The sequence below is a fragment of the Streptosporangium amethystogenes genome, assembly GCF_000721075.1.
Taxonomy (GTDB): domain Bacteria; phylum Actinomycetota; class Actinomycetes; order Streptosporangiales; family Streptosporangiaceae; genus Streptosporangium; species Streptosporangium amethystogenes.
The window spans coordinates 41,553-61,768 of record NZ_JOEQ01000031.1 but is presented as its reverse complement, the minus strand read 5'-3'; the positions used below and the strand labels follow the sequence as shown (position 1 = coordinate 61,768).

Sequence of the window (20,216 nt, the reverse complement as noted above, 5' to 3'; positions counted from 1 at the left end):
TGTGTTGCCATGGTGAGAGGGCAGAGTACGTTCGCCCACACCCGTGGCGGGGACGACCGCCCGAACGGGCCGACGCCCAGATCGCGATGAGGCGCCCCGACAAGGCGCACGGCCGGGCACGACGACAGACGAGGCACAAGGAGAGGACATGACGTCCATGACCACCGGCAGGCCGTCCGCCGGCGGCGAGATCGAGCTCGCCATCGGTGGCATGACCTGCGCCTCCTGCGCGGCACGCATCGAACGCAAGCTCAACAAGCTGGACGGCGTGACCGCGACCGTCAACTACGCCACCGAGAAGGCGAAGGTCGCCTACCCCGGTGACGTCACCCCCGAGGACCTGGTCGCGGAGGTCGAGAAGGCCGGATACACCGCCGAGCTGCCCGCCGCGCCGTCCCCCGAGGGGACGGCGGAGCCGGTCGAGCCGGACACGCTCACGCCGCTCAGGCAGCGCCTGATCATCTCCATCGTGCTGTCGGTGCCGGTCGTCGCGATGGCGATGATCCCGGCGCTGCAGTTCGACAACTGGCAGTGGCTCTCCCTGGCCCTGGCGGGACCCGTCGTGGTCTACGGCGGCTGGCCCTTCCACCGGGCGGCCTGGACCAACCTGCGGCACGGCGCCGCGACCATGGACACGCTGGTCTCGATGGGCACGATCGCCGCGTTCGCCTGGTCCCTGTGGGCCCTGTTCTTCGGTACGGCCGGGATGCCGGGCATGCGGCACGGCTTCGAGTTCACCCTCTCCGGGGGTGACGGCTCGGGGAACATCTACTTCGAGGCCGCCGCCGGAGTGATCACCTTCATCCTCGCGGGCCGCTACTTCGAGGCCCGTTCCAAGCGCCGCGCCGGTGCCGCGCTCCGCGCACTGCTGTCGATGGGCGCCAAGGAGGTCACGCTGGCCTCCGGGAAACTCGTTCCCGTCGACAGCCTCAAGATGGGAGACCTCTTCCTGGTACGGCCGGGGGAGAAGATCGCGACCGATGGCGTGGTCGAGGAGGGTTCCTCCGCCGTGGACGCCTCCATGCTGACCGGTGAGTCGGTTCCCGTCGAGGTGCGGCCGGGTGACACGGTGGTCGGTGCCACCGTGAACGCCGGGGGACGGCTCGTGGTCAGGGCCACCCGGATCGGCTCGGACACCCAGCTCGCCCAGATGGCCAGGCTGGTGGAGGACGCGCAGAACGGCAAGGCCGCCGTGCAGCGGCTGGCCGACCGGATCTCCGCGGTGTTCGTGCCGATCGTGATCGCCCTGTCCGTGGTCACCCTGGGCTTCTGGCTCGGCACCGGTTCCGGCGCCGCGGCGGCCTTCACCGCCGCCGTGGCGGTACTCATCATCGCCTGCCCCTGCGCCCTGGGCCTCGCCACGCCGACCGCGCTGATGGTCGGCACCGGCCGTGGCGCCCAGCTGGGCATCCTGATCAAGGGGCCCGAGGCGCTGGAGTCGACCCACGGCATCGACACCATCGTCCTGGACAAGACCGGCACCGTGACGTCGGGCACGATGACCCTCAAGGACGTCTTCACCGCGGAGGGGCAGGATCGCGACGAGGTGCTCCGGCTGGCCGGGGCGCTGGAGGCGGCCTCCGAGCACCCCATCGCCCGCGCCGTCGCCCGCGCCGCGGACTCCACCGCCAAGGTCGAGGACTTCGCGAACGTCGAGGGCCTGGGCATCCAGGGTGTCGTCGACGGGCACGCCGTCCTCGTCGGGCGCCCCCAACTGCTCGCCGAATGGTCGCAGCACCTGCCGGCCGACCTTTCGGAGGAGCTGGACCGGGCATGGGCGCGCGGGGAGACCGCCATCGCGGTCGGCTGGGACGGCGAGGCCCGCGCGGTGCTCACCGTCGCCGACGTGATCAAGCCCACCTCGGCCGAGGCGATCGCCGAGCTGCGCGCGCTCGGCCTGCACCCGATCCTGCTGACCGGCGACAACGAGACGGTGGCCCGTACGGTCGCCGAGGCCGCGGGCATCGACGACGTCATCGCCGAAGTGCTGCCCGCGGACAAGGTGGAGGTCGTCAAGCGTCTCCAGACCGAGGGCCGTACCGTGGCCATGATCGGCGACGGGGTCAACGACGCCGCCGCGCTCGCCCAGGCCGACCTCGGCATGGCGATGGGCACCGGCACCGACGTCGCGATCGAGGCCTCCGACCTCACCCTGGTCCGCGGCGACCTGCGGGTGGCCGCGGACGCGATCCGGCTGTCCCGCCGCACGCTGCGCACCATCAAGGGCAACCTGTTCTGGGCCTTCGCCTACAACGTGGCCGCCATCCCGCTGGCCGCGTCCGGGCTGCTCACCCCGATGATCGCCGGAGGCGCGATGGCGCTCTCCTCGGTCTTCGTGGTCAGTAACAGCCTCCGGCTGCGCCGCTTCAGGTGACCGGTCACCGTACCGGCACCGCCAGGTCGGCGGAGGGTGCGGGTTCGACGCCAGGGCTCGGCGCGGGGTCGCCCGCGCCGAGCCCGTCGCGTTCCGACAGCCGGAGGATCCTGCCGACCGTCGCTGAGTCCGCGGCGTAGATGTGCGGCACGTCGACGAAGATCCTCATCGACCCGCAGCCCACCATGAGGCCGTCCGCCACCTCGCTCTGGACACCGCGCAGCGGCACGTAGTTCAGGTAGCTGGTGAACGCGTTCTGGGACCGGAAGGCGGCGGTCATGGCCAGCCGCCCGGCACGGAGCCTGAAGGCGAGGCTGGTCAGGCAGGGCACCGCGTCGGGCTGCTCGCCGGGAACGGTCAGCGAGATCCAACCGCTCTTGGTGTACGGCTTGGAGCGGAGCACGTCGACGATCCAGCCGAGCTGGTCGACACCGAGCAACTGGCGGAGCCGCCCTCCGTAGCTGTACTTGAAGGGTGGCACGATCGACCGCTCGCTGAACTTGCTGGCGTACAGCGGAATCTTCCCCGCGTCGCCGTAGCACTTCAGGACCGGATCGTCCCAGGCCAGACCGGTGATCTCGAACAGTACCGCCGGTGCCTCGATGATCGGGCCGCGATCGTCCAGGGCGGGCCGGCCGTTGTTCGTCACGTGTCGCATCAGCCAGATCCACGTCTCCCCACAAGACGCGAATCTGAGGAGGTCGGGCATTCAGGTCTCCACGTTGGGGAAATGGAAGGGATTGTGTGGGAGTCGGCGTTGCCGGGAAACGTTGGCGCGGACGTAGTAGACGAAGTAGTGGATCATTGCGAGCAGTCCGATGATCACCAGGAGCAGAGCTGTGGTGGGTACGGCTCCGATCATCCCGAGCACGCCGACCGCGATGTAGGAACTGTTGACCAGGGCCAGCATCATCACGTTGATCCCCGGCCAGGCCAACGGCGCGTACGTCTCCGGATAGCGGGGGTCCACCGGCAGGTTGGGAGTCCAGCCGAGGGCTGAGAACTGGTCCTTGAGGTGGACGACGTAGAGCAGACGGAAATTGTTGAGCGCCCGCGCGGTTCTCATGTGCGCGTTCACCGCCTCGATCAGCCGCAGGAAGGACAGTACGCTGAGCAGCCCGAACGCGGCGACCGTCGCGAACAGGTACCAGGGCGCGCTCTGCCATGAGGCCAGCATGTTCGGGCTGATCACTTTCGCGCCGGCCAGCGCGATCGCGGCGGCGAACGGGGCGGAGAGCAGGCTCATGGAGAGCCTGGTCAACTTGATGCGCTCGTCCTTGGCGGCCAGGTAGACCTGGTACGTTCCGGTGAAGTCCACGGACACCAGGGCAAGGAATTCTCCAGGTGCCACCGGCAGCCCGTCCAGGGTCTCGGGCAGTGCTTCCGCGGTCGCCCGCGGCGACGTCTTCCGCATCGGGACCCCACTTTCGACGAAGAGTGGATTTTCCCGTAGGAAGATATTGACTCACTTGTCAGGCTAATGAGTGTGTTTTGACGACATATATCTCAGGACTTCTGCGGGCACGTCACCCACGAGGCGCGGCCGGCCGTTCACGGCGGCCGGACGGGGCCCGCCGGACCGGCACCGCCGCGCGTCCGCAGGTGTCCTTCAGCCTTCCATCGCCCCGGCCCCCCCGAGTGGCGGTGTCTCCCCGAGTGGCGGTGTCTCCCCGAGTGGCAGTGCCTCCTCCACGGAGGCGGCCAGCGTGAAGTAGCTCAGCAGCCCGGCGGTGGCGAGCATGTGGTGCAGCGTCCGGCTCACCCCGGTCACCACCAGGCGGGTCCGCGTCTCCTGGCTCTGGCGCAGGATCCTCAACAGTTCCGCGAGCCCGGTGGAGTCGCAGAAGGTGAGCCCGGCCAGATCGAGGATGAGCAGGGGGGTGGCCTCGGCCCGGATATCCGGAACCAGTGGCGACGGGGAGAGCGGACTCTCCGGGAGGAGCGGCGGGGGAGAGAGCGGAGAGTTTTCGGTGCCCGTGCTCCAGAATCGGTCGATCTCCCTCCGGAAGACCGGTGCGTAGACGTAGTCGAGTTCGCCGATCGCCCTGACCACGATGGCGCCCTGGTGCGCGCCGGTCGAGATCGAGAGCGCGTTCACACCTTCGGGTGGCATGGAAAGACTCCTTTGGCCCGCAGTTCACAGGGCGGGCATTCCCTCCGTCTTACCAGGTATGTGCAGCCGACTGCCCCGGTGGAGGGTGGAATCACTGAATACTTATGATTTTTCGTCTCATCAGATATGCGACGAGGTGGGCATGGGGTCGGCCGGAGCGCGATCTTTGTCGTGAGCAGCCGGTCGCCCCTCGCCGACCGGGGTGACCTGGGAGTTTCGTGCGCGATCGTGCCGTCCCGCCGTTCTCGGTGCCGGGCGCCGGCGCATACCGCGTTCGGAGACCGGCCGCGGTCCGATCTCCTTGCCGAAGCCCATCTGGTGGAGAAGCCATCCCAGGGCGCCGCCCAGGACCACGACCCCCACGCCCGCCCAGAAGAAGGGAACGCTGGCGGCCACCATCGCCAGCCCGGAGATCGCGAAACCGGTGATGCAGACGATCGAACCGGTCCAGCCTGCCACGGTGTGCCCCATGTCGTGCTCTTCGTGGATCTCCGCCAGCTCCGCGAGGTCTTTTCTTATCCCCATGCGCTCCCCTCCATCCGGATCCCGCCTTCCGCAGGTCCCGGTGGGGCGTCGGACGGCAGGCGGCTAAGTTGGATCTGCTCGTATTATTTAACTCACGAGCTAAACTTCTTAGATAGTAAGGAGAATTCGCGATGGAAGGCAAGTCCGGCCCCGGGGCCTCGCCGCTGGATGTCCTGAGCCGGATGGACCAGCTGATCGCGTTGAGCATGGTCGGGCAGCACGCGCTCGCCGAGCGCCTCGGCATCAACGTCACGGATCTGACGTGTCTCGGCTTCATCCTCGGCGCGAAAGGGGAGGCGCTCACCGCGGGGCGCCTCGCCGAACTGGCGGGTCTCACCACCGGGGCCGTCACCGGGGTGGTCAACCGCCTGGAGAGCGCGGGCTACGCCCGGCGCGTCCCCGACCCCCACGACCGCCGTCGCATCCGGATCGTCCCCGAGGGGGATCCGGCCGCCCGTGTCGCGGTGGCGTACGAACCCACCTACCGGCGGCTCATCGAGCTCTTCGAGAGTTACGGCCCGGACGAGCTGGCCGCCATCTCCGACTGGTTCACCCGCGCCGCCGACGCCATGCGGATCTCGCTGGCCGAGATCCGCGAGTCTCCGGCGCCCTGAGCCTGTGTCCTGGAGGGCGTCAGTCGTTTTTGAAGGGGTCGTGCTCCGCCAGCAGCTTGTCCAGCCTGGCCTGGTCGACGCGGCTGACGACCGCGGCCTCCTCGGTGCGGTCCCGGACGCACTTGGCGAGAGTGAACGTCGACGTCACCACGTAGAGCAGCCCGATGCCCATGAAGGACCGGACCCAGGCGGTCACGGGCAGGTAGGCGATACCGATCACCATGGCCGCCACCGACAGCCCGAACGAGAGGACGGCCTGCAGGTAGAAGGCGGCGGTCGTGGTGTTCTTCACCGGTCGTGTCATGTCCCCATCGTCGGGCCGATCCGCCTTTCGGGGCATGAGCGCGGCTACTCAGTTACCGGTGAGTACGGTAGCGCGGTGACCGGCCCGAGGTGCTGAACGCCCGCTCCGCCAAGGGCGGTCCGTGAACCTCCACGGCGGCATGGGATGATTGCCGGACCATGCTCGCGACCTGGCCTTTCCGTATCGCCCGGGCCGCCGCCTTCGCCGCGGTCTGCCTGGGCCTGAGCGTGATGGCGCATGTTCTCGCGGGAGGCTCGGTCTCCGCGCCGAGCGCGGCCGCCGCCCTGGCCCTCGCCTTCGGTGCGGCCCTCGCCACCTCGGGGCGCGAGCGCACGCTGGCGGTGATCCTGCCGCTGCTGGCGGGGGTGCAGGCCGGGGTGCACGTGCTGTTCTCCCTCGCGCACGCCGCGTCTCCCGTCGAGGTCGTCGGGCATGTCCACGCGGGGCTGCTGCCCGGACTGGGCATGCTGGTGGCGCACGGGTGGGCCGTCGGGCTGACGGCGCTCTGGCTGGCGCGCGGCGAGGCGGCGCTGTGGGCGCTGCTGCGACGGCTCGGTGCGCGGTTCGGCCGTGTGCTCATCGTGCCGGTGACCCCGGCGTACGTGGCCTTCCTCACCCCGCCCGCGATCGAGCCGGGTCCTCTCCGCTCCGCCGTGCTGCGCCACGTCCTCAGCCGGCGTGGCCCTCCCCGGACCGTCACCGCCACCTCCGGCTGACCGCGCGGGTCACCCGGGGGCATCACCCGTTCCCGAGCCCGCACGCGCGGGCCTGCGCCGACGCGGCCTTCCTGCCGCCCGGCGGACCGAACCAGCGTGACAGTTCCAGGCTGCCTGCCCGGCATGGCCATCGAGCGGCGTCCGGCCGCGGCCTGTCGGCTGCCCGGCCAGAAGAGAGGCATCACCATGTCCGTTCGTCGTATCACCCCTGCCGGAATCCTGGTCGCGGCCGTGCTGGCCCTGGCCGGGTGCGGCTCCCAGAGCACCGTCGCCCCGGCAGCGGCCCCCGCCGCGGCCCCCGCCACCTCCGCCGCTCCCACCTTGACGATCACCGACCCGTGGGTGAAGACCGCCAAGAAGGGGATGAGCGCCGCCTTCGGCACCCTGGTCAACAACACCGACGCCGAGGTGACGGTCGTCTCCGTCGTCTCGCCGCTGTCGCCGAAGGTCGAGCTGCACGAGGTCGTCGACGCAGCGGGAAAGACGATCATGCGACCCAAGGAGGGCGGGATCGTGATCCCGCCGAGGGGCACCCACCGGCTCCAGCCCGGCGGTGACCACATCATGCTGATGGGCGTCACCGAAGCGGTGAAGCCCGGAGCTGAGATCCCCTTCACCCTCAATCTCAAGGACGGCAGGACCCTGGAGTTCACCGCGGTCGGCAAGGACTTCGCCGGAGGCCAGGAGAACTACCGGCCCGGCACGGACCCGGAGGGCCACGAGGGCATGGACATGGGCGAGAGCCACGGCTGAGCGGGAAGCGGAGGAGAACTCATGCCAGACCCCCGAATCAGCCGTAGGGGACTGCTCGCGGGGGGCGCCGTCACCGCGGCCGGTGCCCTCGCCGCCTGCGCTCCCGACCAGGCCGTCCCCCCGGCCGCTCCCCGGCCCGCTCGGGCCGTCCCCGCCTCCGTCCCCGTCCCCGGTGGTTCCGCGGTGGAACCCTTCGACGGGGCCCACCAGGCGGGCGTCGCGACCATGCCACAGAGCTACGGGGTGTTCGTCGGCCTGGACCTGCTGCCGGGCACCGACCGCGAGGCGCTGGGGCGGATGATGCGGCTGCTCACCGACGACGCCAGGCGGCTGACCCAGGGCAGGCCCGCCCTGGCCGACACCGAGCCCGAGCTGGCCCTGCTGCCCGCCAGGCTGACCGTGACCTTCGGATTCGGCCCCGGCCTCTTCGCGGCGGCGGGACTGGCCGACCGCAGGCCCGAGACCGTGGCGCCGCTGCCCGCCTTCACCGTCGACAGGCTCCGGAAGGAGTGGAGCGGCGGGGACCTGCTGCTGCAGATCTGCGCCGACGACGCCCTCACCCTCGCCCACGCCCTGCGCATGGTCGTCAAGGACGCCCGCTCCTTCGCCCGGGTGCGCTGGACCCAGCGGGGCTTCCGGCGTGCCGCCGGCACCCACGCCGCCGATCTGACCCAGCGCAACGTCATGGGCCAGTTCGACGGAACCGTCAACCCCAGGCCCGGCACCCCCGAGTTCGACCGGGCCGTGTGGGTGCGCGAGGGGCCGTCCTGGCTGCACGGCGGCACCACGCTGGTGCTGCGGCGCATCCGGGCGGAGATGGAGAGCTGGGACGCCGTCGACCGGGTCGCCAAGGAGTTCACCGTGGGCCGCCGCCTGGACAACGGCGCCCCGCTCACCGGGCGCGACGAGCACGACGAGGCCGACTTCACCAAGCTCAACGCGATCGGCTTCCCGGTCATCTCCGAGCAGGCTCACATCCGCCGGGCACACGTCGCCGATCCGGGAATGCGGATCCTGCGCCGGGTCTACAACTACGACGAGGGGCTCACCCCGGACGGGCGCGCCGACTCCGGGCTGCTGTTCGCCTCCTACCAGGCCGACATCGCCCGGCAGTTCATCCCCGTCCAGCGCAGGCTGGACGAGGCCGATCTGCTCAACGAGTGGACGACTCCGATCGGCTCGGCGGTCTTCGCCGTCCCACCGGGTTGCTCCCCGGGCGGCTGGATCGGAGACACCCTCCTCACCTGACGGAATCCGTGCGGTAAAGAACGGTCTCAAAGGTCATTTCCTACCCGGGATGCGGGACGGACAGGAGCACCATGGGCTCCTGGCATCCGCACACCGGAGGGATCGAGATGAGACTCGCGGGCGCTCGTGTGCTGATCACCGGGGCGTCGTCCGGCATAGGGGCCGCGACCGCGCGGGCGATGGCCGCCGCGGGGGCCCGCCTCGTCCTGTCGGGGCGCGATCGGGACAGGCTCGCGGCCGTCGCCGCGGAGACCGGTGGCCGGGCACTCGCCGGCGACCTCACCACGGACCTCGCGGGTCTCGCCGAGCGCGCGGGGCCGGTCGACGTGCTGGTCGGCAACGCCGGGTGCGGGTGGGCGGGGCCGTTCCCGGCGATGCCGGACGGTACCGTCGAGCGCCTGGTCGCGGGGAACCTGACCGCTCCCATCCTGCTGACCCGGTCGCTGCTACCCGCCATGATCGAGCGCGGCCGGGGACACCTCGTCTTCGTGGCCTCGATCGCTGGAGCGATCGGGGTGCGGGACGAGGCGGTGTACGCCGCCACCAAGGCGGGTCTGCTCGGCTTCGCCGAGAGCCTGCGGTACGAGTCGCGCGGGATCGGCGTGTCAGTCGTGCTGCCCGGCGTGGTGGAGACCCCGTTCTTCGAGCGGCGCGGCGCCCCCTACACGCGGCGATGGCCCGTGCCGATCCCGGCGGAACGGGTCGCCCAGGCGATCGTGTCCGCCGTCGAGTGCGGCAGGCCCGAGTCGTACGTGCCGGGCTGGCTGCGGCTGCCGGCCAGGCTGAAGGGCGCGGCGCCCGGTCCCTTCCGCGCCCTCGCCGGGATGTTCGGCGGGCAGCCGGGGCTCAGCCGCCGCCCAGAGCCCGGATCGACTCCTTGAGCGAGGTGAGCGTGGCGAAGACGGCGGTCGGCTCGTATCCACAGTGAGCCATGCAGTTGGCGCACCGGTCGTCGCGCCCCCGGCCGTAGGCGTCCCAGTCGGTCTCGGTGACCAGTTCCCGGTAGGTGGCCGCGTAGCCGTCGGACATCAGGTAGCAGGGGCGCTGCCAGCCGAAGAGCGAGTACGAGGGGATGGCCCACGCCGTGCACGGAAAGTCGATCTTCCCTTCGAGGAAGTCCAGGAAGAGCGGGGTGTGGTTGAACCGCCACCGCCGCCGGTTCCCGCCGGAGAACGCCTTGCGGAACAGCTCCCGGGTCTCCCGCACGCCGAGGAAGTGCTCCTGGTCGGGCGCCTTCTCGTACGCGTACCCGGGAGAGATCATCATCTCGTCGACGCGGAGATCGTCGTTGAGATAGTCGAGCACGTCGACGACCGTCTGCGGGCTGTCGGTGTTGAAGAACGTCGTGTTCGTGGTGACCCGGAAACCACGACGCCGGCATTCCCGGACCGCGGCGACGGCCTCGTCGAACACGCCCTCCTTGCACACCGACTCGTCGTGGCGCTCGCGCATGCCGTCCAGGTGGATCGTCCACGCGAAGTACCGCGAGGGCTTGAACTGGTCGATCTTCTTGGGGATCAGCAGCGCGTTGGTGCACAGGAACACGTACTTCCTCCTGGCGACCAGCTCCCGGACCAGTTCCCCGATCTGCGGGTGCATGAGCGGTTCCCCGCCCGCGATCGAGACCATGGGCGCGCCGCACTCCTCGATGGCGGCCAGGGCCTGCTCGACCGGCATGCGCTGTTTCAGCACGTCGGCGGGGTGCTGGATCTTTCCACAGCCCGCACAGTGCAGGTTGCAGGCGAACAAGGGCTCAAGTTCCACCAGAAGGGGGAACTTCGTCCGCCCGCGTAGCTTCTGGCGGAGGATGTAGCCGCCGATGCGAAGACTCTGGCGGATCGGTGTCGGCATCTGGGTTGCCTCTCCTCGGGTAATGGAACGGGATGGACTCCTCGGGGAGAGAGGGGGAGATCGCGGCGGCCCAGCGGGCCAGGATCGGGCCGAGCCGGCGCAGCACGCGGTACGCCACGGCGCCGCCGCGTATCGTGGCCGGTCGCAACAGCGCGGCACCGGCGATGTCGGCGACGACGCGCAGCGCGGCGAACGGCAGGCCATCCGCCGCGCCCGCCAGCGGCCCGGTCTCCATGTCGACGGCCGCCGCCCCCTCGGCGGCGAGCCTGCGGCGTTCGGCCCCCGTCACGATGTGATCGGAGGTGACCAGCGGCCCGGTCCGCGCGGACAGGCCGGCCCGAGCCAGCTCCTCGGCCAGCGCCCACGCCGAGGGGCAGGGCACTGTCCGGCCCGCGAAGCGGATCTCGCTCGCCACCAGCACGTCTCCCGGGCGCAGGTCCTCGTCGAGTGCCCCGCAGAAACCGGTCACCGCCAGCGCGCCCGCCGACGGGAGCCGCGCCGCCGCACTCGCGGCGCGGCGCGGGCCCATCCCGGTCCGGATCACCCGTACCTCCTGGGCCGGCAGGCCGCTTTGTACGGCCCGCGCCTCGACGGCCAGGGCGGTGCAGATCAGCAGGCCGGTCACCCGGCGTCCACGGTGACCGCCTGGTCCCTCAGGGCGGGCCTGGGACGCGCGGACACCTCTCGGGAGCGCACGTAACGGCCCAGCGCGCTGATCGGGAAGACGAGCCGGTAGAGGTGGTAGTTGATGTAGAAGGCGCCGGGGAAACCGGTCCCGGTGAAGTACGGCTCGTCCCAGCCGCCGTCCGGACGCTGGTGGCCGACCAGCCACTCCACGCCGCGCTCCACCGCCGGTGACCGCTCCCCGGCGGCGAGCAGCGCCATCAGAGCCCACGCCGTCTGCGAGGGAGTGGAGTGGCCGCGCCCGATCCAGCGGGGATCGGTGTAGGAGCGCAGGTCCTCCCCCCAGCCGCCGTCGTCGTTCTGGTGCCTCTCCAGCCAGGCGACCGCACGCCTTATGCACGGTTTGCCGGGCCGTACGCCGGCCGCGATGAGCGCGGGGAGCACGGCGCCGGTGCCGTAGACGTGGTTGGCCCCCCAGCGGCCGAACCACGATCCGTCCGCCTCCTGCGCCCTCAGCAGCCAGACGACGGCGCGTCGCACGACGGGGGAGTCCGGCTGCTCCTGCGCCAGCGCCTCGACGACATGGGCGGTGACGTCGGCGGACGGCGGGTCGATGACCGCGCCGAAATCGCAGAACGGCAGCTTCTTACACATCTCGCGGGTGTTGTCGGCGTCGAAGGCTCCGAAGCCGCCGTCGCGGGACGCCATGCCCATGATCCAGCGCACCCCGCGGTCGATGGCCGGCCTGGCGTCCGGATGACGCACCCGGCGCAGGGCGAGAATCACCTCCGCCGTGTCGTCGATGTCCGGGTAGCCGTCGTTGTCGAACTCGAAGGCCCAGCCGCCCGGTGCCAGCGAGGGGCGCCGTACGGACCAGTCGCCCCGGGAGCGGATCTCCTCGGTGAGCACCCAGCCGGAGGAGGTGACGAGGGCGGGATGGTCGGCGGGCAGGCCCGCGTCGAGGAGGCCGTTGATCGCGAGCACGGTGTCCCACACGGGGGACTGGCAGGCCTCCAGCCTGCGTCCCTTCTCGTCCCGGATGGTGAACCTGTCGAATCCCTCGATGCCCTTCCGCATCACCGGATGGTCGAGAGGGTAACCGTGCAGGCTCAGCGCGATCAGCGAGTACACCCACGGCGGCTGGATGCCGCCCCAGGACCCGTCCGCCTCCTGCCTGGCCACGATCCACTCGGCGGCCCGCCTCAGCGCGGCCCGCCGCAGGCCGGGGACGGGACGTCGCTGGTAGCGGTGCAGGACGCGGTCGAGCGCGGTGAACGGCCCGTGGGGGTGCGGCGGCGCGGGGCGTCCGGTACGCAGTTCGGCCAGGTCGAACGGGAGCGGCCGGACCGGACGGTGCGCGCTCACGATGGTGAGCGGGACGATCGTCTGCCTGGCCCAGCAGGCCCAGTCGTAGACGTTGAGCGGAAACCAGCGCGGCAGGAACATCATCTCGGGGGGCAGCACCGGGAGGTCCTCCCATCGCCACTGCCCGAACAGCGCCAGCCAGATCCGGGTGAACACCCGGCTGGCCTCGATCCCACCGGACTCCCGCACGAACCGGGCTGCGGCTCGCAGGTGCGGGGCGTCGGCCCGGTCACCGGCGAGCCGTAGCGCGGCGTACGCCTCGATCGTGGTGGACAGGTCGCCGGGGCCGTCGTGGAAGTTGGCCCAGGTCCCGTCGTCGCGCTGCTCGGAGCGGATCCAACGGGCCGCCTGGGCGGTGTCCTGCTCGGTGCGGATACCGAGGAACTCCCTGAGCAACAGGTCCTCGGCGTCCATGGTCACGTTCGTCTGCAGCTCGCCCTTCCACCACCCCTCGGGCGACTGGAGGTCGAGCAGGTGGTCGCATGCCGCGTCGAGGGTGAGTTCGGCGGGAGTGGAAGCGGCGACGGTGGTCATGTCAGTGGCCCCTGGATGTGAGGAAGCGGACGATGTCCAGGAATTCGGCGCGGACGTCCGGGGGCATGTCCGCGCCGGCGAGATGGTGTTCGGCGGCGTCGAGCCGGTGCTTGGCCTCGGTCTCGGCCCACGCCCGGCCGCCGGCCTCCTCGACGAGCCGGGCGGCGTCGTGCAGATCGGATTCGGACAGCGGCAGAGGATCGGCCAGCAGGCGGGCGAGCCGCTCACCGGCCGGTGTGCCGCTGGTGAGCGCGGCGACGATCGGCAGCGACTTCTTGCGGGCACGCAGGTCGGAAAGGACCGGCTTGCCGGTCGTCTCGGGGCTGCCCCAGATGCCCAGCAGGTCGTCGACGAGTTGGAAGGCCAGGCCGGCCTCGGTTCCGAAGGCCGTCAGGGCGGAGACCAGCGGGGCGGGGCCGTTCACCATGGTCGCACCGATCGAGCAGGCACAGGCCAGCAGGGAGCCGGTCTTCTGCGTGGACATTCGCCGGCACTCCGCCAGGCTCACCTCCGCGCGTTGCTCGAACTCCAGGTCGAGCGCCTGACCGGCGATCAGCTCCCGGGTGGCGACGGCCAGGCGCCGGGCGGCCCGCAGGCCGGGAAGGCCGCCCTCCTCAAGCAGCAACTCCCCCGCGAGCGAGAGCAGGGCGTCGCCGGCGAGGATGGCCGCGGAGCAGCCGAAGACGGTCCACGCCGCAGGCTGGTGCCGCCGCATCCGGTCGCCGTCCATGATGTCGTCGTGCAGCAGCGAGAACGCGTGCACGAGTTCCACCGCGGCGGCGACCGGCAGGCCCTGTTCCTGGCCTCCCCCCGCCGCTCTCGCCGACAGGATGGCCAGCGCCGGGCGTAGTGCCTTGCCGCCGGAGGCGGCGGGCAGGCCCACCGGGTCGGTCCAGCCGAGGTGGTAGGCGGCGACGCGCGAGGTCAGTGGGTCGAGCCTGGCCACGGCATCCCGGAGTACGGGCTCCACGAGCCCGCGGGCGGCCGTGACCGAGGGCGGGATGACCGCCGTCACCGGGGACGTTCCCTCTTCAGATGACGCCTGACCAGGCAGGTCGCGTTGAGTCCGCTACGCACGGCAGCCTCCATCGTGTCGGGCCAGCCCGTGTCGGTCCACGCGCCGGCGAGAAACAGTCCGGGCCACCGGGTGGCGGCCTCGGGGCGGAGCGCGCCACTGCCGGGGCACTGGCGGAAGGTGGCGCGACGTTCCCTCGTGACGAAGAAATCGATGATCCGTGCCTGCCGCGCTCCTGGGAAGATCTGCTCAAGCGCGGGTACGAACGTGGCTCGCACCCGCGCGGTGGGCGTGTCGATCCACTGGTCCGCCGCGGAGACCGAGACCGCGAGGTACTGGCCTTCGTGCAGCCCCGCGGCACCGGTCTTGTCGAACACCCACTGCACGGGCGAGTCCACGACCGCCGCGAACGGCGTCCGGGTGACCCGCCGGTCGTAGACGACGTGCACGTTGACGATCGGGCTCGCGTCCAGGCCGCGCCAGCGCTCCCTGCCGGGAGCGGCCTGTTCGGGGACCAGGGCCGCGGCCTGCTCGTGCGCGGTGGCGACGATGACGGCGGACGCCTCGACCCGGCCGCCGTCCACGATCACGGAGTCTCGCTCGATGGCGGTGACCTTCGCCGACAGGCGTACGGCACCGCCGTGTCGTTCGATGGCGGTCCGTGCCGCGTCGCCGTGCAGTTCGCCGAGGGGTACGGCGGGAACGCCGATGTCGGCGGCTCCGGCCCGGCCGAGCAGCGCGGTCCTGAAGACCATCGCCGCTGGTCCCAGGGCCGCGCCCTCGACCCCGACGTTCAGGGCCGCCATCGCGAACAGCTCCCAGAGGGCGTGTCGCGCGCGCTCGCGCTGCCCGTGGGCGGTCAGCCAGCTCCCGAGATCGGTCAGGTCCAGTGCGGGGTCGGCCGGGTCGAGCCGGCGAAGGGCGAGGGAGACCCGCATCGCGCGCAGCCGGTCGGCGGGCTTGAGCAGCCGGTATCCGGCCAGCGCCGGCAGCAGGTGGAAAGGTCCCGGCAGCACCCCGCGTCTCAGCCGCCCGCACCGCCCCGCGGGGGTGAGCACCCGCACGTCGAACCGGTCCTGCAGGTGTACCCGTCCGGCGACGCCGAGCCGGTCGAGCAGGCCGCGGTAGGCCGTGCAGCAGCGGAGGAACACGTGCTGGCCGTTGTCGACGCTCAGCCCGTTCCTGACGAAGGAGTGGGTGGCGCCGCCCAGCCTCGGCCGGGCCTCGTACAGGGTGACGCGGTGACCGGCCTCCCCGAGCGCGACGGCGGCGGCGATGCCCGCCAGCCCGCCGCCGACGATCGCGACCGGAGCACCGTTCATCGGGCGGCCCCCGCCAGGGCACGCGCCGCCACCATCGCCTTCTGCCACGGAGGCAGTGACAGCCGCGAGGCCAGTGCCTCGGCGGGATCCGCGGCGATGCGGCCGAGCAGGCACCGGTAGATGCCGGCCATCGCCGCGGTGCACGCCGCGCTGCGCACGTCGAGTGCGGTCAGCAGGCGCATGCCGTCGTCGAACCAGTCGCGCGCCCGGTCGGCCTCGAACCTCATCAGCGCGGCGAGCCGGTCGGGAGGGTCGGTGAACCTGCCGGAGGAGTCGATGTCCAGGGTGCAGCCGAATCGTCTGAGGTCCTCGGCGGGGAGGTAGGTCCGCCCGGTCAGCCGGTCCTCGCGCACGTCCCGCAGGATGTTCGTGATCTGCAGGGCCACTCCCAGCGCGTCCGCCAGGTGCGCCACCCCCGCGGCCTCCCGGCCGTCTCCGGCGTCATCCGTGCCCGCGGTGCCGAAGACGCCGAGGGAGAGCCGCCCGATCGACCCGGCGACGCATCGGCAGTAGGAGAGCAGTTCGTCGAAGTGCTCGTAGGTCTCCCCGCGTACGTCCGCGGCGCACCCGTCGATCAGCTCCTCGAACGCCGACAGCGGTAGCGGGTAGTGGAGGGCGGTGTCGTGCAGCGCGACCAGCACCGGGTCCTCGGGGTCGGGCCGCGCCGTGCCGAGCGCGGTCCGCGCGGCGGCCAGATCGGTCAGGCGCTGCCCGTCGGGACCGTTTCCGTCGGCGATGTCGTCGATCCGGCGGGCGAACGCGTAGACCGCGCTGAGCGCGCGGCGTTTGGGAGTCGGCAGCAGCCGGAGACCGTAGGAGAAGTTCCGGGCCTTCCCGCGGACGATCTGTTCGCAGTGCCGGTAGGCGTCAACGGTGTCCACGGTCGTACCCCCTGCTCGTGAGGATCCGCAGCCAGGCTGTCAGGAACCGCGCGCCGCGCGGGCGTACGGCGCGTCCGAGAACGTCGTGGTCGGCCCGGGTCAGTGCCGCGGTGGTGGCCCGGCCGCCCGCGATGTAGCCCGCGATGGCGAGGCGGGCGAACCCCGTCGCCGATCGGGCGAGCCGGTCTCCCTCGTCGAGCAGCCGCTCCGCCCGCCGCGCCTGGAGTGCGACGACATCGCGCAGTCGCGCAGAGGCGGTGGCCGCGGCGAGATCGTCCTCGCCGCAGCCGAACCGGCGCAGATCCTCTCCCGGCAGGTAGACACGACCCCGGGTGTAGTCCTCCCCGACGTCCTGGCAGTGCTCGATGATCTGCAGCGCCGTGCACACGCGGTCGGACAGGGCCAGGCGGGAGGGGGTGAACATGTCGAACACGTGCAGCACGATGTGCCCAACGGGGTTGGCGGACAGCTCGCAGTAGGAGAGCAGGTCGTCGAAGGTGTCGTAACGGCTGACCGTCTGGTCGCGCCGGTTGGCCTCGATCAGCCGGTGAAAGGGCTCGGCCGGGACGGAGCAGGTCTCGACGGTACCCGCGAGCGCGCGGATGACCGGCAGGCGGGGGGCTCGGCCGGCGTACAGCCGGGCGAGGTCGTCGTCGACGGTGTCGAGCAGCCGGAGCGGATCCTCGGTCTGTGCCTCGTCCCCGATGTCGTCGACGGTCCGTGCGAAGCCGTACACCGCGAGGAGATGGCGGCGATGGGTACGCGGCAGTAAACATGAGGCGACCGGGAAGTTCTCCCTGCGCGCTTTGAGCATGATGTTCCGCGTATCGGCTCCCCTCCAATTCATAAAATGAGGTTGTCCCCGGCGGGCTGTTATAAACGCGGATGAACGATCTGCTGGTTTTTATCGGTGAGAGCTGGGAAAATATTTAGTATCGCGTTATATCTCTGCCTTTGGAAAAATGGTGATTCTTTTGCCGGGGGGTGAGCCGGATCGGGTCGTGGTAAAGGCCGTCACAAAAAGCGGTACGGCTTTTGCGGCATGCTTTTTCGAGGGGCGGTGATCTCACGAACGTCATGAAGGGCCGCGCGGCCGCCGGAGACGCCGTGGTCCCGGAGCGGTCCGATCCGCAGACCCGCGGAGCGGCAGCGGTTCACCAGTTCGGGCAGGGCGCCGAGCCCCGACCGCCAGGAACCGGGGGCCGAGGTGTGGTCGGAGTCGTGCAGCAGGAGTGTCGCCCCGCCCCGCAGGCCGGATGCCAGCGTGGCCAGTACCGAGGCCGGGCTCGCCGAGCGTGTCCAGTCCCTGCCCCACGTGGTCCACAGGACGGGACGCAGTCCCCGCAGACGGGCGGCGAGCAGTGTCTCGGCGCTGAGGACGCCGTAGGGCGGCCGGTACCAGGTGGGGTCGACGCCGGTGACGGCGGCGACCAGATCGGCCGCCCTGTGCGTCTCGGCCGCCATCCGGCCGGGGCGGGTCGCCAGGGCGTTCTCGTGCGACCAGCCGTGCACCGCGATCTCATGGCCCTCCGCGACGATGCGGCGGCCCAGCGCGGGGTGACGTTCGAGCATCTCGCCGAGGACGAAGAAGGTGGCCCGGCACCCGAGCCGTTCCAGTTCCGCGAGGAAACGCGGTGTGGATCGCGGGTCGGGCCCGTCGTCGAAGGTCAGTGCGACATGGTCGGCGAGGCCCACCCCGGCGAGGCCGGGCAGCAGCCGGCGCACGGAGGGCAGCCAGGTCGCCGCGGGCCCCACGTGCAGAATGGCCAGACCGGCGAGGGCCAACGCGGCACGGTTCACCGTGTCAAGTCTGGGTCACCGGAGCCGTGATGCCAACGCGACGCACTGTGCTGATCGTCAGTGCCGGGATGGGGGCCGGGCACGACGCGGTCGCGGTGGAGCTGGCCAGGCGGCTCGCCGCCGAGGGCGTCGAAGCGGAGATCGTCGATGTGCTGAGGCTGCTGCCGTTCCGGCTGGGAGTGGCGCTGCGTGGTTGGTACGGCTGGATGATGCGCTCCGCGCCCTGGCTGTACGCGCTGATCTACCGGGTCTTCTTCGTCTCGGACCGGGCGCCGCCGACCTCGCCGCTGACGGTCATGGCCGCGGCACGGCTGCGCGGGCTCATCCGCCGCCGGAGGCCGGCCGAGGTCGTCTCGACCTTCCACCTGGCCGCGCAGGCGGTCGGTCACCTGAGGCGACACGGTCGCCTGCCGGTCCCCAGCACCGTCCTGCTGACCGACTTCGCGGCGCATCGGCTCTGGTTGCATCCGGGCAACGACCGGTACCTGTGCTCGGATCAGGCGACCGCTCGCGCCGTTCGCGCCGCGACCGGCCGCCCGGCGTTCTGTCACGCTCCTCTGGTACGCCCGGAGTTCCGGCGGTCAGGGGTCGACGCGGCGCCGGTGCGCTCCCGGATCGGTGCCCGCGCCGGTGAGCGGCTGGTCCTCGTCTCGGCCGGTGCGTGGGGGGTGGGCGGAGTCGAGGAGACGGCCCGCGTGCTGGCGCGCTCGGGACGGTACCTGCCCGTCGTCCTCTGCGGGCACAACCGCGAGCTGCGCCACCTGCTGCGGCACACCGGTGTCGCCCTCGGCTGGTGCGACGACATGCCGGACCTGATGGCCGCCGCGTACGCGCTGGTGGACAACGCGGCAGGGCTGACCTGCCGGGAGGCGATGGCCGCCGGAGTGCCGGTCATCTCCTACCGGCCGATTCCCGGGCACGGCAGGGACGGCGCGCTGGCCATGGCGCGGGCCGGGCTGAGCGTGTACGCGGGTGATGCCGGGGAACTGCTCGCCGCGCTGGACCGCTTCGGGTGCGGGGCGGAACGGACACGGCGGGTCGCCAGGGCGGCCGCCCTGTTCGACGCCGCGCCCGCGGAGTCCTTCCTCACCTCCGCGAGGCCCCTACCGGACGAGCGGCGACCGGCTCAGCCGGACACTGCCGTAGAAGATCAACCCCACCCCGATGAGTTCCGGGACGACCCACCAGCCGAGCCGGATCTTCTCGCCGAACAGCGCGACGCCGTACATGATGCTGACCACCGGGTCGGCGATGTTGAGCGTCGGCTGCACGACCACCAGGGACGCGCTGCTCAGCGCGCTCTGCAGCACGAAGACGCTGAACAGGCCGGCCACGATCATGGCGTACAGCGACCAGCTGGTCAGTACGGCGGCGCTCTCCGCGGCGAAGATCTCGGTGTTCTCCTTTATCAGCGCGGCGGTGAAGGCGAATCCCACAGCGGACGCGATCCCGAGCAGGGCGCCCCGGTGCGGGCCGATACGGGCCTTCGCCATCGTGACCAGAGCGGCGGCGACGACGACCGTCACGATCACGGCGATCAGCCAGATGTCCGCGGTCGGGGCTCGGATTCCGCTCTGTCCCGGATCGGCGGAGATGAGGAAGATGGCCAGCCCGACGGTCAGGATGCCGATGGCCAGCCATGACCTCCGGTCCAGGTGGACGTGCAGGATGAGCGAGACGAGGATCATCGTGAAGGGCAGCTCGGTGACGAGAATGGGCTGTACGAGAGCGAGGGCGCCGAAGTTCAGCGCGGCCGCCTGCAGCAGGAAGCCCCCGATGAGCGCACCCATGCCGCCCAGCCACGAGGGTTGCCGGATCAGGTATCCGATCAGTGCCAGCTTGAACACGCGGCTCTGCGGTGCGGTTCGCGCCGCCTGCCGCTGCAGCACCGATGAGAGGGCGTTGCAGGCGGCGGTGAGCACGGCCAGGATCGCCGCGATCACCGGAGTACGGCTTTCCGGCTCCCGGTGGTGTGCCGTCCGTCAATGAGGATCATCGAGCGCGTCACCTTTTCCGCGATGTCATGGTGCCTCGGCACCGTTCCGGTGACAGAGACGTGGGCGGCCTACGACGTGTCGACCGCCGGAACGCATCCCGTGGCGACGACCTGTCCGCGGGACGTGAATCCCTCCTCGACCTCGGTTTTCAGGGTCTGAGGGGGAGATCGCCCCTGTCAC

General features: G+C 71.1%; 22 protein-coding genes and 1 pseudogene. 8 read left to right on the top strand and 15 right to left on the bottom strand.

Translation table 11 applies throughout. The features are described 5' to 3' along the window. Window positions 1-148 precede the first annotated feature (148 nt). The gene (locus tag IG98_RS0133735) at window positions 149-2,374 is read left to right on the top strand and encodes a heavy metal translocating P-type ATPase (protein ID WP_030921690.1); all 2,226 of its coding nucleotides are present in this window, start codon (window positions 149-151) and stop codon (window positions 2,372-2,374) included. A 4-nt stretch (window positions 2,375-2,378) separates the two neighbouring features. Here the strand turns inward: IG98_RS0133735 and IG98_RS0133730 are convergent, their stop codons facing one another. The 4 genes from IG98_RS0133730 to IG98_RS47605 form a co-directional block, all read right to left on the bottom strand. Further along, the gene (locus IG98_RS0133730) at window positions 2,379-3,032 is read right to left on the bottom strand and encodes a thymidylate synthase family protein (protein ID WP_211264241.1); all 654 of its coding nucleotides are present in this window, start codon (window positions 3,030-3,032) and stop codon (window positions 2,379-2,381) included. A 51-nt stretch (window positions 3,033-3,083) separates the two neighbouring features. After that, on the bottom strand, window positions 3,084-3,788 hold the full coding sequence (locus IG98_RS0133725) for a hypothetical protein (protein WP_030921684.1): 705 nt from the start codon (window positions 3,786-3,788) through the stop codon (window positions 3,084-3,086). 195 nt (window positions 3,789-3,983) lie between these two features. Continuing rightward, window positions 3,984-4,487, bottom strand: coding sequence for an STAS domain-containing protein (locus IG98_RS0133720; protein ID WP_084195839.1), 504 nt, complete (start codon window positions 4,485-4,487; stop codon window positions 3,984-3,986). Between the two features lie 120 nt (window positions 4,488-4,607). Next, a complete protein-coding gene (locus tag IG98_RS47605; RefSeq protein ID WP_051753292.1) occupies window positions 4,608-5,012 on the bottom strand; it encodes an HGxxPAAW family protein in 405 nt (134 codons plus the stop codon). A gap of 131 nt (window positions 5,013-5,143) precedes the next feature. On the opposite strand from IG98_RS47605, the gene IG98_RS0133710 reads away from it, so the two are divergent. Then, window positions 5,144-5,626, top strand: coding sequence for a MarR family winged helix-turn-helix transcriptional regulator (locus tag IG98_RS0133710; RefSeq protein ID WP_030921676.1), 483 nt, complete (start codon window positions 5,144-5,146; stop codon window positions 5,624-5,626). A gap of 19 nt (window positions 5,627-5,645) precedes the next feature. Here the strand turns inward: IG98_RS0133710 and IG98_RS0133705 are convergent, their stop codons facing one another. Continuing rightward, a complete protein-coding gene (locus IG98_RS0133705) occupies window positions 5,646-5,930 on the bottom strand; it encodes a YiaA/YiaB family inner membrane protein (protein ID WP_030921672.1) in 285 nt (94 codons plus the stop codon). 158 nt (window positions 5,931-6,088) lie between these two features. Between IG98_RS0133705 and IG98_RS0133700 the strand changes: the two genes are divergently transcribed. The 4 genes from IG98_RS0133700 to IG98_RS0133685 all read left to right on the top strand — a co-directional run bounded on the left by IG98_RS0133700 (window position 6,089) and on the right by IG98_RS0133685 (window position 9,528). After that, window positions 6,089-6,646, top strand: coding sequence for a hypothetical protein (locus tag IG98_RS0133700; RefSeq protein WP_051753291.1), 558 nt, complete (start codon window positions 6,089-6,091; stop codon window positions 6,644-6,646). Between the two features lie 96 nt (window positions 6,647-6,742). After that, window positions 6,743-7,399 (top strand): copper chaperone PCu(A)C, encoded by a 657-nt coding sequence (locus tag IG98_RS0133695; RefSeq protein ID WP_245651830.1) that lies wholly within the window; start codon window positions 6,743-6,745, stop codon window positions 7,397-7,399. 21 nt (window positions 7,400-7,420) lie between these two features. Then, a complete protein-coding gene (locus IG98_RS0133690; protein ID WP_037971911.1) occupies window positions 7,421-8,647 on the top strand; it encodes a Dyp-type peroxidase in 1,227 nt (408 codons plus the stop codon). Between the two features lie 71 nt (window positions 8,648-8,718). Next, window positions 8,719-9,528 (top strand): SDR family NAD(P)-dependent oxidoreductase, encoded by an 810-nt coding sequence (locus IG98_RS0133685; protein WP_245651829.1) that lies wholly within the window; start codon window positions 8,719-8,721, stop codon window positions 9,526-9,528. Here IG98_RS0133685 and hpnH read toward each other — a convergent pair. The 8 genes from hpnH to IG98_RS0133645 form a co-directional block, all read right to left on the bottom strand. Continuing rightward, window positions 9,494-10,498 carry an adenosyl-hopene transferase HpnH gene (gene hpnH, locus IG98_RS0133680; protein WP_030921657.1) on the bottom strand — a complete coding sequence of 335 codons (1,005 nt, stop codon included), beginning with the start codon at window positions 10,496-10,498 and terminating at the stop codon, window positions 9,494-9,496. The two genes, IG98_RS0133685 and hpnH, sit on opposite strands and share 35 nt — an antisense overlap. Continuing rightward, window positions 10,401-11,123, bottom strand: a complete 723-nt coding sequence (locus IG98_RS0133675) for a phosphorylase family protein (RefSeq protein WP_051753290.1) — start codon at window positions 11,121-11,123, stop codon at window positions 10,401-10,403. The genes hpnH and IG98_RS0133675 overlap by 98 nt, the downstream gene beginning before the upstream one ends. Next, complete coding sequence (shc, locus tag IG98_RS0133670) at window positions 11,120-13,021, bottom strand: squalene--hopene cyclase (protein WP_051753289.1); 1,902 nt, start codon at window positions 13,019-13,021, stop codon at window positions 11,120-11,122. The genes IG98_RS0133675 and shc overlap by 4 nt, the downstream gene beginning before the upstream one ends. Before the next feature lies 1 nt (window position 13,022). Beyond that, window positions 13,023-14,036, bottom strand: a complete 1,014-nt coding sequence (locus IG98_RS0133665) for a polyprenyl synthetase family protein (RefSeq protein WP_030921649.1) — start codon at window positions 14,034-14,036, stop codon at window positions 13,023-13,025. Next, window positions 14,033-15,358: a hydroxysqualene dehydroxylase HpnE gene (hpnE, locus tag IG98_RS0133660; protein ID WP_037971909.1), complete on the bottom strand. Its 1,326-nt coding sequence runs from the start codon at window positions 15,356-15,358 to the stop codon at window positions 14,033-14,035. The genes IG98_RS0133665 and hpnE overlap by 4 nt, the downstream gene beginning before the upstream one ends. Next, the gene (hpnD, locus tag IG98_RS0133655; RefSeq protein ID WP_030921642.1) at window positions 15,355-16,239 is read right to left on the bottom strand and encodes a presqualene diphosphate synthase HpnD; all 885 of its coding nucleotides are present in this window, start codon (window positions 16,237-16,239) and stop codon (window positions 15,355-15,357) included. Before hpnD ends, hpnE begins: the two co-directional genes overlap by 4 nt. Next, the gene (gene hpnC, locus IG98_RS0133650) at window positions 16,226-17,053 is read right to left on the bottom strand and encodes a squalene synthase HpnC (protein WP_037971904.1); all 828 of its coding nucleotides are present in this window, start codon (window positions 17,051-17,053) and stop codon (window positions 16,226-16,228) included. The genes hpnD and hpnC overlap by 14 nt, the downstream gene beginning before the upstream one ends. A 200-nt stretch (window positions 17,054-17,253) precedes the next feature. Beyond that, window positions 17,254-18,039 carry a polysaccharide deacetylase family protein gene (locus tag IG98_RS0133645; protein ID WP_084195838.1) on the bottom strand — a complete coding sequence of 262 codons (786 nt, stop codon included), beginning with the start codon at window positions 18,037-18,039 and terminating at the stop codon, window positions 17,254-17,256. Window positions 18,040-18,068: 29 nt separating this feature from the next. Here IG98_RS0133645 and IG98_RS53740 point away from each other — a divergent pair. Continuing rightward, a pseudogene (locus IG98_RS53740) lies at window positions 18,069-18,548 on the top strand (MGDG synthase family glycosyltransferase); the annotation flags it as partial. 72 nt (window positions 18,549-18,620) lie between these two features. Here IG98_RS53740 and IG98_RS53735 read toward each other — a convergent pair. Beyond that, complete coding sequence (locus tag IG98_RS53735; protein ID WP_030921633.1) at window positions 18,621-18,812, bottom strand: hypothetical protein; 192 nt, start codon at window positions 18,810-18,812, stop codon at window positions 18,621-18,623. Between the two features lie 330 nt (window positions 18,813-19,142). Continuing rightward, a complete protein-coding gene (locus tag IG98_RS53730) occupies window positions 19,143-19,982 on the bottom strand; it encodes a DMT family transporter (RefSeq protein WP_030921630.1) in 840 nt (279 codons plus the stop codon). A gap of 42 nt (window positions 19,983-20,024) precedes the next feature. On the opposite strand from IG98_RS53730, the gene IG98_RS51120 reads away from it, so the two are divergent. Continuing rightward, window positions 20,025-20,195 (top strand): hypothetical protein, encoded by a 171-nt coding sequence (locus IG98_RS51120; protein WP_157594669.1) that lies wholly within the window; start codon window positions 20,025-20,027, stop codon window positions 20,193-20,195. The last annotated feature ends 21 nt before the right edge of the window (window positions 20,196-20,216 follow it).

What these genes read in the sequence shown, in the direction of transcription:
- IG98_RS0133720 (WP_084195839.1), bottom strand. Translation starts at nt 4,487, where the DNA reads ATGCCACCCGAAGGTGTGAACGCGCTCTCGATCTCGACCGGCGCGCAC.
- IG98_RS47605 (WP_051753292.1), bottom strand. Translation starts at nt 5,012, where the DNA reads ATGGGGATAAGAAAAGACCTCGCGGAGCTGGCGGAGATCCACGAAGAG.
- IG98_RS0133730 (WP_211264241.1), bottom strand. Translation starts at nt 3,032, where the DNA reads ATGCGACACGTGACGAACAACGGCCGGCCCGCCCTGGACGATCGCGGC.
- IG98_RS0133725 (WP_030921684.1), bottom strand. Translation starts at nt 3,788, where the DNA reads ATGCGGAAGACGTCGCCGCGGGCGACCGCGGAAGCACTGCCCGAGACC.
- IG98_RS0133710 (WP_030921676.1), top strand. Translation starts at nt 5,144, where the DNA reads ATGGAAGGCAAGTCCGGCCCCGGGGCCTCGCCGCTGGATGTCCTGAGC.
- IG98_RS0133705 (WP_030921672.1), bottom strand. Translation starts at nt 5,930, where the DNA reads ATGACACGACCGGTGAAGAACACCACGACCGCCGCCTTCTACCTGCAG.
- hpnH (WP_030921657.1), bottom strand. Translation starts at nt 10,498, where the DNA reads ATGCCGACACCGATCCGCCAGAGTCTTCGCATCGGCGGCTACATCCTC.
- IG98_RS51120 (WP_157594669.1), top strand. Translation starts at nt 20,025, where the DNA reads ATGAGGATCATCGAGCGCGTCACCTTTTCCGCGATGTCATGGTGCCTC.
- IG98_RS0133685 (WP_245651829.1), top strand. Translation starts at nt 8,719, where the DNA reads ATGGGCTCCTGGCATCCGCACACCGGAGGGATCGAGATGAGACTCGCG.
- IG98_RS0133700 (WP_051753291.1), top strand. Translation starts at nt 6,089, where the DNA reads ATGCTCGCGACCTGGCCTTTCCGTATCGCCCGGGCCGCCGCCTTCGCC.
- IG98_RS0133690 (WP_037971911.1), top strand. Translation starts at nt 7,421, where the DNA reads ATGCCAGACCCCCGAATCAGCCGTAGGGGACTGCTCGCGGGGGGCGCC.
- shc (WP_051753289.1), bottom strand. Translation starts at nt 13,021, where the DNA reads ATGACCACCGTCGCCGCTTCCACTCCCGCCGAACTCACCCTCGACGCG.
- IG98_RS0133735 (WP_030921690.1), top strand. Translation starts at nt 149, where the DNA reads ATGACGTCCATGACCACCGGCAGGCCGTCCGCCGGCGGCGAGATCGAG.
- hpnE (WP_037971909.1), bottom strand. Translation starts at nt 15,358, where the DNA reads ATGAACGGTGCTCCGGTCGCGATCGTCGGCGGCGGGCTGGCGGGCATC.
- hpnC (WP_037971904.1), bottom strand. Translation starts at nt 17,053, where the DNA reads ATGCTCAAAGCGCGCAGGGAGAACTTCCCGGTCGCCTCATGTTTACTG.